This is a genomic window from Kocuria tytonicola (assembly GCF_003687175.1).
GTDB classification, from domain to species: domain Bacteria; phylum Actinomycetota; class Actinomycetes; order Actinomycetales; family Micrococcaceae; genus Kocuria; species Kocuria tytonicola.
This window is the reverse complement of record NZ_RDEX01000001.1, coordinates 651,213-664,171: the sequence shown is the minus strand read 5'-3', so window position 1 is coordinate 664,171 and position 12,959 is coordinate 651,213. Positions and strand designations below refer to the sequence as shown.

The 12,959-nt window shown below is 72.1% G+C and carries 11 protein-coding genes; 1 reads left to right on the top strand and 10 read right to left on the bottom strand.

What is annotated here, in order from left to right; translation table 11 throughout:
* Positions 1 to 8: 8 nt before the first annotated feature.
* The 6 genes from EAE32_RS02985 to EAE32_RS11865 all read right to left on the bottom strand — a co-directional run bounded on the left by EAE32_RS02985 (position 9) and on the right by EAE32_RS11865 (position 7,826).
* Entirely contained in the window at positions 9 to 1,550 is a 1,542-nt protein-coding gene (locus EAE32_RS02985) for a dihydrolipoamide acetyltransferase family protein (protein WP_121846692.1), read from the bottom strand.
* Between the two features lie 57 nt (positions 1,551 to 1,607).
* Entirely contained in the window at positions 1,608 to 2,582 is a 975-nt protein-coding gene (locus EAE32_RS02980; RefSeq protein ID WP_121846691.1) for an alpha-ketoacid dehydrogenase subunit beta, read from the bottom strand.
* The gene (locus EAE32_RS02975; RefSeq protein ID WP_243635550.1) at positions 2,579 to 3,760 is read right to left on the bottom strand and encodes a thiamine pyrophosphate-dependent enzyme; all 1,182 of its coding nucleotides are present in this window, start codon (positions 3,758 to 3,760) and stop codon (positions 2,579 to 2,581) included. The genes EAE32_RS02980 and EAE32_RS02975 overlap by 4 nt, the downstream gene beginning before the upstream one ends.
* Before the next feature lie 96 nt (positions 3,761 to 3,856).
* Entirely contained in the window at positions 3,857 to 5,017 is a 1,161-nt protein-coding gene (locus EAE32_RS02970) for a histidinol-phosphate transaminase (protein ID WP_121846689.1), read from the bottom strand.
* Between the two features lie 212 nt (positions 5,018 to 5,229).
* Positions 5,230 to 7,224, bottom strand: a complete 1,995-nt coding sequence (locus EAE32_RS02965) for an alpha/beta hydrolase family protein (protein ID WP_121864130.1) — start codon at positions 7,222 to 7,224, stop codon at positions 5,230 to 5,232.
* On the bottom strand, positions 7,221 to 7,826 hold the full coding sequence (locus EAE32_RS11865) for a hypothetical protein (RefSeq protein ID WP_206059883.1): 606 nt from the start codon (positions 7,824 to 7,826) through the stop codon (positions 7,221 to 7,223). The genes EAE32_RS02965 and EAE32_RS11865 overlap by 4 nt, the downstream gene beginning before the upstream one ends.
* 127 nt (positions 7,827 to 7,953) lie before the next feature.
* On the opposite strand from EAE32_RS11865, the gene purB reads away from it, so the two are divergent.
* A complete protein-coding gene (gene purB / locus EAE32_RS02955) occupies positions 7,954 to 9,396 on the top strand; it encodes an adenylosuccinate lyase (RefSeq protein WP_121846322.1) in 1,443 nt (480 codons plus the stop codon).
* 125 nt (positions 9,397 to 9,521) lie between these two features.
* Here the strand turns inward: purB and EAE32_RS02950 are convergent, their stop codons facing one another.
* The 4 genes from EAE32_RS02950 to EAE32_RS02935 form a co-directional block, all read right to left on the bottom strand.
* Complete coding sequence (locus EAE32_RS02950; protein ID WP_121864129.1) at positions 9,522 to 10,463, bottom strand: glycerophosphodiester phosphodiesterase; 942 nt, start codon at positions 10,461 to 10,463, stop codon at positions 9,522 to 9,524.
* Positions 10,464 to 10,639: 176 nt separating this feature from the next.
* The gene (locus EAE32_RS02945) at positions 10,640 to 11,443 is read right to left on the bottom strand and encodes a di- and tripeptidase (RefSeq protein WP_121846320.1); all 804 of its coding nucleotides are present in this window, start codon (positions 11,441 to 11,443) and stop codon (positions 10,640 to 10,642) included.
* Positions 11,444 to 11,681: 238 nt separating this feature from the next.
* Entirely contained in the window at positions 11,682 to 12,020 is a 339-nt protein-coding gene (locus EAE32_RS02940; protein WP_121846324.1) for an acylphosphatase, read from the bottom strand.
* A 190-nt stretch (positions 12,021 to 12,210) separates the two neighbouring features.
* A complete protein-coding gene (locus tag EAE32_RS02935) occupies positions 12,211 to 12,873 on the bottom strand; it encodes an SDR family oxidoreductase (RefSeq protein WP_121864128.1) in 663 nt (220 codons plus the stop codon).
* Between the last annotated feature and the right edge of the window lie 86 nt (positions 12,874 to 12,959).

The window sequence follows — 12,959 nt, the reverse complement described above, 5'->3', positions numbered from 1 at the left end:
GTGGGGCGTCACTCCAGGAGCAGAGCGGGCTCCTCCACGATCCGTGCGACGTCGGACATGAAACGCGCAGCCAGCTCGCCGTCCACCACGCGGTGGTCGAAGGAACCGGACAGCGTGGTGATCCAGCGCGGCACCACCTCCCCGTCCACCACCCACGGCTTCTGCTTGATGGCGCCGAACGCCACGATGGCGGACTCCCCGGGGTTGATGATGGGGGTCCCGGTGTCCGCACCCAGCACGCCGATGTTGGTGATCGACAGCGTGCCGCCCTGCATGTCCGCGGGCTGGGTGCGTCCCGCGCGAGCGGTCTGGGTGAGCTCCTGCAGGGCTCCCGCCAGCTCCCGGAGGGAGAGGTCCTGGGCGTCCTTGATGTTGGGCACCAACAGCCCGCGGGGCGTGGCCGCGGCAATCCCCAGGTTCATGAACCGCTTCACGACGATCTCCGTGTCCGCCCACGTGGCGTTCACGTCCGGGTTGCGCTCCGCCGCCCAGATCACGGCCTTCGCCACGATGAGCAGGGGGGAGATCTTGATCCCCTCCATGCGCGGCGACTGCTTGAGGCGCTTGACGAACTCCATGGTGCGGGTGGCGTCCACCTCCACGAAGATGGACACGTGCGGAGCGGTGAACGCGGACTTCACCATGTTCTGGGCGGTGGCCTTGCGCACACCCTTCACCTTGAGCCGCTCAACACGCTCGTCCGAGACCTGGGGCCCGGCGGAGGCCCGCCCGCCCGAGGGCTGCCCGGCCGCACCTGCCCCGCTCGCGTGCGCCAGGAGATCGCGCTTGGTCACGTGACCGCCGTCGCCGGTGGCCCGGACGTCTGCGAGGTCGATGCCCATCTCCTTGGCGGCTTTGCGCACCGGGGGCTTGGCCAGGGTGGGTCGACGTGGCACGGCGGTCTGCTCGCCCACCCCCTCCTCGAGGGTGCGCAGCAGCGAGCCGCCGCGCTCACGGATCCTGCCCGCCCGTTCCGCGAGGTCCACGGCCGCTCCGCCCAAGCCGGTCCGGGACAGCTTCCCGGCCCAGCCGTGCCGGTGCTCGGCCTCGTCACCCGCGTGCGCTTCCGCCGGGGTGCTCGCCGTCTGGCCCGGGGCCGCGTCCTCGGCGGCCGGGGCACCCGCGCGGGTACGACGCCGCCTGCGCACGGGATCCGCCTTCGGACCGGATCCCACGAGGGGCTGGCCCTCGGAGGAGTCGGCGCTCGTCTCCTGCGGAGCGCCCGGAGCCTCGGGGGAGGATCCTGCGGCGAGCCCGTTCTGCGGCACCGTGCCCGTGTAACCGGGGTCCGTCCCGCCCGCGGGCTCGTCCTCACCGGAGCTCACGGCGATGATCGGGGTGCCCACGTCCACCGTGTCACCCTCCTGGACCAGCAGCTCCTGGACCGTTCCCTCGTACGGTGAGGGCAGCTCCACGACGGACTTGGCGGTCTCGATCTCGACCAGCACCTGGTTGACGGACACGGTGTCTCCCTTGGACACCTTCCACGCCAGGATGTCGGCCTCGGTGAGCCCCTCGCCCACGTCGGGCAGCATGAAAACCTGGGACATCTGTTCTCCCTCCTGGGGAGCCGCTCCCTCGGGGCAGCGGCGAATGGGGTGGACGCTCTAGTAGGCGAAAGTGCGGTCGAGCGCGTCGAGCACCCGGTCGAGGTCGGGCACGTAGTGCTCCTCCACCGCGGCCGGCGGGTACGGCAGGTGGAACGCGCCCACGCGCAGGACGGGTGCCTCGAGCGAGTAGAACGCCTGCTCGGTGACGCGCGCGGCGATCTCCCCGCCGATGCCCCCGAACGTGGGAGCTTCGTGGGCGATCACCAGGCGGCCCGTCTTGCGCACCGATGCCGTGATCGTGTCGATGTCGATGGGCGAGATGCTGCGCAGGTCCACGACCTCCACGCTGCGGCCGTCCTCCGCCGCGGCGTTGGCCGCGGCGAGCGCCACCGGTACCAGAGGACCCCAGGCCACGATCGTCGCGTCCCGCCCCTCCCGGATCACGGACGCCGAGAACGGGTCCCCGGGAGGTGCACTCTCGTCCACCTCACCCTTGAGCCAGTAGCGGCGCTTGGGCTCGAAGATGATGACGGGGTCGTCACACGCAATGGCCTGCTGCTCCATCCAGTAGGCGTCGTTCGCGTTCGAGGGGGTGATGATGCGCAGCCCGGCGGTGTGCGCGAACAGCGCCTCGGGGGACTCCGAGTGGTGCTCCACTGAACCGATGACACCGCCGTAGGGGATGCGGATGGTCATGGGCATCTTCATGCGGCCCTCGGAGCGGGCGTGGAGCTTGGCCACCTGGGTGGTGATCTGGTTGAACGCCGGGAACACGAAGCCGTCGAACTGGATTTCGCACACGGGCCGGTAGCCGCGCTGGGCGAGACCGACCGCGGTGCCCACGATCCCCGCCTCTCCGAGCGGGCTGTCGAGGACGCGGTGGGCCCCGAACCGGGCCTTGAGCCCCTCCGTGACGCGGTACACGCCGCCGAGGGAGCCGATGTCCTCCCCCATGAGCATGACCTTCGGGTCCTCGTCCATCGCTCGTGCGAGCCCCGCGGTGATGGCCTTGGCAATGGTCAGCCTGCTCACGCGCCCACCCCTTCCGCTGCGGTGCCGTGCACGTCGGACGCGTCCTCGAAACCGGCCTGGTACTCGAGGTACTCGGCGCGCTCCGCCGCCACGAGGGCGTGGGGCTCGGCGTAGACGTGTTCGAAGCGGTCCACGAACTCGGGCGGGGTCATGGCCAGGAGGTCCGCGCGCATGCGGCGCGCGAGATCGTCGTTCTCCTGGGCGACGGTCTCGAAGAAGGAGTCCGCCACACCGTGCGCGGTGCGCAGGTGCTCCTTGAGGCGCTCGATGGGGTCCAGCAGACCCCACTGGTCCTCCTCCTCGCGCTTGCGGTACTTGGTGGGGTCGTCCGCGGTGGTGTGCGCGCCCATGCGGTAGGTCTCCGCCTCGATGAGCACCGGGCCCTCCCCTCGGCGGATCTTCGCGAGCGCATACCGGGTGGCGGCCACCACGGCCAGGATGTCGTTGCCGTCCACCCGCAGCCCCTCGAAGCCGTAGCCCGCCGCGCGCGTGGCGAGGGGGACGCGGGACTGCGTGGCAAAGGGCACGGAGATGGCCCACTGGTTGTTCTGGATGAAGAACAGCACGGGGGCGTCGTAGGACGCCGCGAACACCATGGACTCGTGGACCTCGCCCTCGGTGCTGGCGCCGTCCCCGAAGTACGCGACGACGGCCTCCAGCTCCGTCTCCAGCGGGGTGCCGGCGTCCTCGGCGGCCTTGCGGTCCAGGGCGGTGCCCATGGCATAGCCCACCGCGTGGGGGGCCTGGGAACCGAGCACCACGGTGTAGAGGTTCAGGTTGTGCTTCTCCGGGTCCCAGCCGCCCGCGGTGTGGCCACGGAAGTAGCGCATGAGCTCGGACGGCTCCACACCGCGCTCGAAGGCCACGGCGTGCTCACGGTAGGAGGGGTAGAGCCTGTCGGTGGGCCGCGTGGGCCACGTGGAGCCGATCTGCGCGGCCTCCTGGCCCTTGAGGGGCACCCATAGCACGAGCTGGCCCTGGCGCTGGAGCGACGTGCCCTCCTCGTCCACCCGCCGCGCCTTGGTCATGGAGCGGTAGAGGTGCTGGAGGTCGTCGACGGTGATGTCCTGCGTGTACGGGCTCAGGAGGTCGTCCTCGGTGACGGCCCCCCGCTCGTCCAGCAGCTGGTGCTTGGGGAGTGTGCTTTCCACGACGCCTGCGTGGCTGCGTGATTCCATGGTGGGTTCAGGTCCTTCCACTGTCTTCACGGCTGGAGGATCGCCCCAGTCGTGACGAGCATTGCGAACGCGAGGTTCTCGGTGCGCTCCACCACCTCAGGTGTGCCGGGGTGTCGGCATGGTGCTGGGGTGCGGGAAGGCTGCGCAGAGTTCCAGGAATCGGGAGTTCGCCTCGGGTTCCCCGAAACTAACACGCACCCCCTGAGAAGTGAAGCACCTCACAGACAGAGCGTGTTCATCGCATAGTCGGGCGAAGTCCGCACTGTGGTCCCCGAGGGGAAGCCACACGAAGTTCGCCTCGGTCCGGGGGTGTTGCCATCCCAGTTCCGCCAGCCCCGCCAGCACGCGCTCCCGCTCGTCCACCACGAGCTGCACCCGTTCCTCGACCTGCTCGATGTTCTCCACGGAGGCCTCCGCCGCGCGCTGCGCGAGCTCCGTGACGGCGAAGGCGGGAGCGCTCTGCCGCAGGTACCGGGTGACGTCCTGCTGGGCCACGGTGTAGCCCACGCGCAGTCCCGCCAGGCCGTGCGCCTTGGAGAACGTGCGCAGCGAGACCACGTTGGGGTGCTCCCGGTAGAGGGCGATCCCGTCCGCCAGACCCTCGCTGCGCTGGAACTCCCAGTAGGCCTCGTCCACCACGACCACCACGTCCGAGGGGACGCGCTCCAGGAACTCGCGCACGGCGTCGTCGCGCAGGCTCGGACCGGTGGGGTTGTTGGGTGTGCACAGCAGAACCACGCGGGTGCGGTCCGTGATCGCGTCCGCCATGGCGTCGAGGTCGTGGGAACCGTCCGGGAGGTTGGGCACCTGCACGCTGAGGGCACCGGCCAGACCCACCGAGATGGGGTAGGCCTCGAACGAGCGCCACGCGTAGACCACCTCGTCCGGCCGCCCGTCCTCACCGGTGCCCGCAAAGGCCGCGAGGAGCTGGTTGAGGGCGCCGAGGCTGCCGGCGCCCGCCACGATGTCTTCGGCGGGAACTCCCAGGTAGCCGGACAGGGACTCCCGCAGGACGGTGGCCGCGGGGTCCGGGTAGCGGTTGTAGTCGTCGAAGGCTGCCACGGCCTCCCTGACGGCGGGGACCGCACCGAAGGGGTTCTCGTTGGAGGCCAGTTTGTAGGCCACCAGCCCGGGGATCTCGGAAGCCGGTTTGCCCGCTGCGTATGCGGGGAGCGCAGCGAGCGCGGCACGGGGCGTCACGCGCCTGACCTCGCGCTGCGACGACGACGGGCCAGGGGTGGGCGTGGGGGTGTTCATGGCTGTCATGCTAGCGCCAGGGCCCTTCCGTGAGCACCGCGCAGCGGCGCCCGGCAGGCACCGTGGTCGAGCGCGGCGCGTGCTCCGGCGAACCACCGCGGGGGCGCCCACCCGCGGAGCGCGCCGGTGCAGCGGGGCTCCCGGCGGCCACGGCCGGGCCTCACGGGCGGGTTCCACGGCGGGCCCGGCTCCGCGGAGTGACAGACACGCACCTAGCCGTCCCCGGGGGCCACGGCAGGCTGCCGGTCCTCCTCGAGCCCCTCGCACACGTAGGTCTCGGTCCGCGTTCCCGGGCCGTGGGGCACCGCCGCCGCGAGCCTCTGCTCGTGGGCCTGCACCACCGGGTGATCCGCCGCGGTGATCCCCTGGGCTCCGAGCGTGTAGAGGTACATCTCGTGGGCCGCCGTCCCGAGTCGGCTGTCCCACGGGTCAGGGGCCTCGGGAAAGGGCGTGTCCACGCGCACGGTGGAGCGGTGCGCGGCATCCGGGTTGGGCACCCCGTCCAGCGGCGGCACGGCGTCGTCCACGTGCTCCACGGCCATCACGGAGGTGGAGTCCGGGATGGCGAAGTCCCCCACGGGTGCCCCGAACGTGGTCACCGCCTGGACGTCGTAGAGCTCGCGGAACGCGTGGTTCGCGGCGAGCCCGGCGGCGTCGATCCCGCCGAGGCTGTGGCCCGTGAGCACCACGGTGTCCCCGGGGCGGATGCCCGCGTCCTGCAGGGCCTGCACCGCCATGCGCTGGGCCTGGGGCAGCTCGGTGAGCGCGGCCGTGGCCGGTGCCGTCATCCCGTCGCCGATGCCCTGGACGTCGTGCACGCCCGGACTGTCGTGCCACCGCTCCGTGCCGGTCAGCACCACGGAGTACGCGGTGCGCGCGTCCCCGCCCGTGGCCTTCTGCACCATGACCGTGCTGTTCTCCACGTCCTTCCCGTCCGGGCCCGCGCCGGAGACGATGTTCTTCGCGTCCTTCAGGACCGCCGCCGTGCCGGCGACCGTGGTGGGGACGGCGCCGGCGCAGTCCACTCCCCGGGGCAGAGGCCGCTGCCCCGGCCCCGTCAGGTGGTGGGCGGTCGCGTTGCCCGGGGTGAGGCCCGTGAACACCTCACGTCGGGCGGGGTGCAGTGCGTGCGGCTCGAGCTTCGACCGGAGCGCGGCCCGGAGGTCCCGCTCCACGCGTGCCGCTGCGGGCAGCAGCCTGCCCGTGGCGTACGGCCGGAAGTACGCGGGCAGCGGCGAGGCACTCACCAGCGCCGCGGTCACGGAGGCCGCGAGCGCGGTGTCCATCTCCGGGGGTGCCCCCTGTTCGTGGTACCCCCGCAGCGTGTCCACCGCCCAGCCCCGCAGGTACTGCCCCAGGGTCTGGGGACCCTCCCCCACGCCCCCGTTCGACGACGACGCCGCGCCACCCGGTGCCGGCCCACCACCACCGGCACCGGGTGCGTCCTCGGGTGCAGAGAGGGGCGCCTGGAGCACCGTGTCCAGCACGTCGTCCAGGCCCGGGCCCCGGATCACGGCATCCGTGCCGCCCGGTCCACCGCCCGTGACGACCACGCCCAGGTTCGAGAACCGGACCTTGGAGGCGAAGTCGGCCGGGGACGTGATGTCCGCACGGGTCAGGGCGACGTCCAGTGCCTCCGCGGTGCGGGCGACCTCCTGCACCAGGGTGGCGGCGGAGCCGTGCCACGGGGAGTTCAGCTGCGCCGCGGAGAACATGCCCAGGACGGCGTGCTCCGTCGCCTCGTAGCGCTGTGCCGCGAGCGCGAGGCGGGCCACGGTGACCCCCATGTGCGCGATCCGCCCCACGAGGTCCCCCGCGAGGAACTCGGCACCGGCCGCGGCCTCCCCCAGGAGGGACTGGCCGGTGAGCGCCCACAGCTCGAGCTCGGCCGTGAGCGGGGTCAGGCCGAGCAGCACCTCGCCCAGGTCCGCCGCGATCCGGCCCACGTCCGCCGTGGTGGTGTGCAGATCCGCGGTGTCCACGGCCACGGCACCCGCTCCGCCGCCGTGGACCTGGATGCTCGTACGGGCACCCTCCACCGCGGCGGAGACCTGCTCCGCCGAGGTGTACCCCTCGGCCACGGGACGCCGCCCGGTCCCGAACAGCTCGGACTGCAGGTCCTCCGCCCTGCCGTGCACCTCCGTGATCCCGTGGTCCATGTCCGGGGCGGGCCCCGGAACCACGTCCCGGTGGGGCACCGCGGTCACGGCGTCGCTCCCGAGGGCAGGCGGCCCGCAGAACCGCGCGACGCGGCGCCCGGCCCGGGTGCCCCGAGGGCCGACGGCCCACCCGGCGGACCCGCGGCACCGGACGGCGCCGGGCCCGTCGGAACCGGAGCATTTGCACTGGTACCGCCGCCGGGCGCCACGACACCCTGGAGGATGCCCACAGGCCCCAGGACCGCCCCGAGGACGCCCAGCAACGGCCCGCCCAGTTCAGCCACGGATTCCACCGCGGCGATGCGCTCCCCGAGCGCGCCGGCCGCCCACCGGATGCTCTGGGCCGTGTCCCGGCACCGCTCGACGTCCTCCCTGAGGTCCGACTCGTGACGTTCCAGGCGCGCACGGAACGCACGGGCACCGGGACCGGTCCAGGGGGTGCAGCCCACGGCGGGATCCGAGCACCGGGAGGCGAGCCCGGAGAGCCGCTCCGCGACGTCGTCGTAGCGGTGGGCGAGCCCGACGAGGTGCTCCTGGACGAGGAACGAGACCGCCCAGGGGTTGGCACCGGGCAGTGCAGCGGTGGCGGCGAACGGCATGACGGGGTCCTTCCCGCGCCACGGGAACCGCCCCGGGCGCTCGGCGATCACGCTAGGCCGCTCCACCGCGGACCCGGGGACCCGGTGGGCGCCCGGTGGACGGACCGCCCACAGGGGGCTCGGACGGGCGGGGGTGCAGTGCGCTCGCCGCGGCACCGGGAACCGGGCCCGTGGAAGAATGGGGACCATGTCGAACGCCGCGCAGACCCTCCCGTCCGGACGAGTGGCCCTGGGCCAGCAGAGCCCCGCCATCGCGCTGGGCCCCCTGGACGGGCGCTACCGACCGCAGACCGCCGCTCTGGTGGACCACCTCTCGGAGGCGGCGCTCAACCGGGAACGGGTGCACGTGGAGGTCGAGTGGTTCATCCACCTGTGCCGGGAGCGGGCACTGCCCGGTCTGGAGCCGCTCACGGCGGAGCAGGAGCGCGGTCTGCGCGCCGTCGTGGAGACCTTCGACACGGACTCGGTGGCGGAGCTCGCCGAGCTCGAGGCGGTCACGGTGCACGACGTCAAGGCCGTGGAGTACTTCCTCGACCGCCGTCTCCCGGAGCTGGGGCTGGAACGGCTCACCCCGCTGGTGCACTTCGCGTGCACGTCCGAGGACGTCAACAACCTCTCCTACGCCCTGGGGATCAAGGATGCGGTGGAGCGCGTGTGGCTTCCCGCCGCACGCGGTCTCGTGGACGCGGTCTCGGCCATGGCCCGGGAGGCGAAGGCCACCCCCATGCTGTCCCACACGCACGGGCAGCCGGCCACCCCCACCACCCTGGGCAAGGAGCTCGCGGTCTTCGCGCACAGGTTGGACCGCCAGGTGCGGCGTATCGAGGGCACCGAGTACCTGGGCAAGCTCAACGGCGCCACCGGCACGTTCGCGGCGCACACGGCAGCGGCCCCGGACACCGACTGGCCCGAGGTCTCCCGCTCCTTCGTGACCGGGCTGGGCCTCACCTGGAACCCGCTCACCACCCAGATCGAGTCCCACGACTGGCAGGCGGAGCTCTACGCGGATGTGGCGCGGTTCAACCGGATCCTGCACAACCTCTGCACGGACGTGTGGTCCTACATCTCCATCGGCTACTTCCAGCAGATCCCCGTGGAGGGTGCCACCGGCTCCTCCACCATGCCGCACAAGGTGAATCCCATCCGCTTCGAGAACGCCGAGGCGAACGCCGAGATCTCCTGCTCCCTGCTGGACACCCTGGCTGCCACGCTGGTGACCTCCCGCTGGCAGCGGGACCTCACGGACTCCTCCTCGCAGCGCAACATCGGTGTGGCCCTGGGGCACTCCCTGCTGGCGATCTCCAACGTGGTGAAGGGCCTCGAGCGCCTGGACGTCGCAGAAGCGGTCCTCGCCGAGGACCTCGACGGCAACTGGGAGGTGCTGGGCGAAGCCGTCCAGACCGCCATGCGGGCCGAGGCCGTCGCGGGCCGCGAGGGCATGGACAACCCCTACGAGCGGCTCAAGGAGCTCACGCGCGGGCACCGGGTGGACGCGCAGCGCATGCGGAAGTTCATCGGATCGCTGGGGCTCTCCGAGGAGACCGCACAACGTCTCGGCGCCCTGACCCCCGGTGACTACACGGGACTCGCCGAGCAGCTCGTGGACGCCTACGGGCTCTGAACCGCCCCGCCGGGGCGCACCCGTCGGGTCGCCCCCAGAGTGCGCCGAAAGGTCGGGCCGCGAGGCCGTGCCCTCGGACCGCGCAGCGGGATCGCGTTGCCGCACCACGTTGCCGCACCGCGCCGTCAGGCCGCGCCGACCACCTGGGGAATCCGCGGCTGATTCCCTCCTGCTGGCGCCCGGTCCGGAGCTGTCCAGCGTCGCACGAGTGCCGGAACGTTCGTGGTGATCTGCTGCACGCCCAGGGCCAGGCACACGTGGGTGTCCGCGAACGTGTCCACGGTCCACACCCGCAGCACGGAGCCGTTGCGTCGCCACTGCTCCACCTGCCACGGGTTCTCGCGGACGTAGCGGATGCCCGGCCCGGCGATCTCCACCTCCCCGCGGGAGATGAGGGGAACCGCCGGGGGCACCACCAGGCGCACACCGGCCCGGCACAGCGCCGCAGTGACCGCCCCCACCCCGAGCCCTGCGCGCACCGTGGACAGGCTCGTGCCGGACACCAGCTGGCACACGTGCCGCGGTGAGACGTAGTCCAGGAGGTGGCGCACGGCATCGGGGTGGAAGCTCATGACGGACACCAGCACGGTCCCCAGCCAGCCGGTCTCCGGATTCCAGCCGCGGCGCATGAGGAGCGCGAGCACCGCTTCCTCCAGCCCCTGGCCGTACGGGCTGGGGTGCTTGGTCTCCACGGCAAGCCCCACCGGGCGGTCCGCGGCGAGCAGCAGGTCCAGGAGTTCGTCCAGGGTCATCAGCTGCTCGTGGGCGGCGCCGTGGGACGGCGGAATGCGCACCCCCTTCCAGCTGGTCACGTCCAGGCGGCGCAGCTGGGCGAGGGTGTGCTGGGCCACGGGCCCGCTGCCGTTCGAGGTGCGGCCCAGCCGGGCATCGTGGTGCAGCACCAGGTGGCCGTCGCTCGTGAGGTGGACGTCGCACTCCACACCGTCCGCGCCGTCGGCGAGCGCCTGCACGAAGGCGGCCCGGGTGAGTTCCGGGTAGCGCCGCGAGGAGCCACGGTGCGCGTAGACCAGGGGACGGGCGGGAGGACTCTCGAACGGGGCAGCCACGCGGCCAGGCTAGGAATCAGGAACGTCGCACCGTGGAGCATCGGCTGTCCGGCCCGTGCACGCCCGGTGACGGGTGGGTGAACGGGTGCTGCGGGCAGAGCACGGACGAGGTCGGGGCGCCCCGCGGTGCCCAGCACCCGGGACGCCCCCGACCTCACCTCGCGCGTGCGCGGAGCCTACTTCTTCCGGCGGTCCTTGCCGGACTCCACGGCCTTCTCCTGCGTGGCCGAGGCGCCCCCCGGGAACTTCTCGGCGCGCTCACCGGTGTCCAGGGTGGCGGGGAAGTCGGCGGGGTACTCGCCGAAGGCTTCCTGCGCGGACTTGATGACCTGCCGGGCCATGGCCAGATTGGCGCCGCCGCCCACCACGGCTCCGAGCCCGAACGGCAGGGCACGGCCGAGCATGGCCCCGGACTGGCGGGCCAGGAAGCGCTTGACGAACATGTTGCGGACGGTGCGCCCCACGTCGAAGTGCTTGGAGTTCCCGGAGGACCTGCCCAGCATGAGCCCCCACTTGCTGGAGAGGCTCTTGCTCGCCGAGGAGCTGGAGAGCAACTGGCCCATCAGCGCCTGGCCGTCCTCGCCCAGCATGAGCGCCATGATCATGGTGCGGTTCTGCTCCTCGTCCTGCGGCTCCACGCCGTGCAGCTCCGCCACGGCCTGCGCGTAGAGGGCCGTGGCCTCCAGGTAGCCGGCCACCGCCACGGACGAGAGACCGAGCGAGGCAATGGTGCCGATGCCGGGCACCGCCGCCGTGGCACCCACCGCACCGCCGCCGGCGGTCACCGAGCGCACGTAGACCTTCTGCGCCCGCTTGGCCAGCTGGGCGGGGGTCTCGTCCGGGTGCTGACGGCGCATGTGCTTGATCATCTTGACCACCCACGGCCGCTGGATGCGCAGGGCGTGGTCCAGGAACTTGTTGATGCCGGGGGACGGCTTGCCGTTCTCGTCGAATGCCTTGTTCAGGGGGTTCAGACCCATCGGTGCCACTCCTCGAAAAGGGATAGGGGGTGCTCGGCGGGGGCGCCGAGGACATCGGACTCACTATGGCACAGCACCCCCGGGATTGCGCACGGGGCACCTCGGCGTACGCCGAGGGCTCACAGCTGCGCCGCGCCCCGGTCCGCAGGGGGCCCACGACGCCGCTCGCGGACCCGGCGCGCCGTCCCGAGGCCCTGCGTCGAGCCTCCGCGTCCCGCCCTTGCCCGAACGGGAGGTCTCAGTGGGTGGTGAAGTCGGTGTACTGTCCCGTGGCCGGACCAAAGTGCTCGTCCACGGTGATCACCGCGCCCGGGGTGTCCCGGGAGATCAGCGCCTTCAGGAGGTCCCCCACGGCCCAGCGGGGCCCCTCGGCCACCACGGACACGGTGCCGTCGTCGTTGTTGGTGGCGGTTCCGGTGAGCCCCAGCTTCTCCGCCTGGCGCCAGCACCAGTACCGGAAGCCCACGCCCTGCACCGTGCCGTGCACCACCGCCGCCAGGGCGATGACCTCGTTGAGGTCCAGGTTCTCCGGTTCACGGCCCGCTGCGGCACGCGGGTGGTTGGCTGGCATCTCCATGCCCCTCAGCATAGGAGATCACCCGGTGCGCACCACACCTCGAGGGTGCGGGGCGCACCGGGCGGTGCCGCGCGGAGTGTTCGAGCGGAACGTTCGAACGGAGTGCTCGGGCGGATGCACGTCACGGGGCGGGCGAGCCGTCCTCCGTTGAGCACTGCTCCGGAGGGCGGACCGCCGGGCCCGCAGGGGCTCAGGCCAGGGAGTCGACGGCGTCCGCGACCGGGGTGTCCCCGTCCGCGAACTCGATGAACTTCCCGCTGGTCCCCTGCCCGTGGGTCAGGACGCGGGCGGCCACGAGGGCCACGTTGCCGCGGGACGTGTTGCGGTTGTCGTCCTCACCGGCCCTGCCCAGGGTGATGGAGCCCGAGGGGTCCTCGTCCGTGAGCACGCCCGGACCCAGGATGGTCCAGTCCAGGGACGACTCACGCAGGTGGTCGTCCGCGTCCGCCTTGGACTGCGCGTAGGCGTAGAAGTCGTTGTCCTCGGGGACGCCGTGGTCCTGCCCGGCGCCCATGTAGGACACCATGACGTACCGACGGACCCCCGCGGCCTCGGCGGCGTCCATGGAGCGGATGGCGGCATCACGGTCCACCGCGTAGGTGCGCTCGGGGGAGCCCCCACCGGCTCCGGCGGACCACACGACGGTGTCCTGCCCGCGGAAGAGCTCGGTCAGGGCGGCCACGTCCATGTCCTGGACGTCTGCGACCACGGGGGTGGCGCCGGTGTCCTCGATGTCGCGGCTCTGCTCCTGCTTGCGGATCACGGCGCGCACCGTCTCACCCTGCTCGGAGAGCAGCCGGTTCAGCTGCAGGGCCACCTTGCCGTGGCCGCCGATGATCGTGATCTCGGACATTGCGAGTCCTCCCTCTCGGAACGGGTCTGGCGGGAACAGCGGATGTCCCCGGGCCCTGTACAGCACACCCCGCCGCCCGATTATTC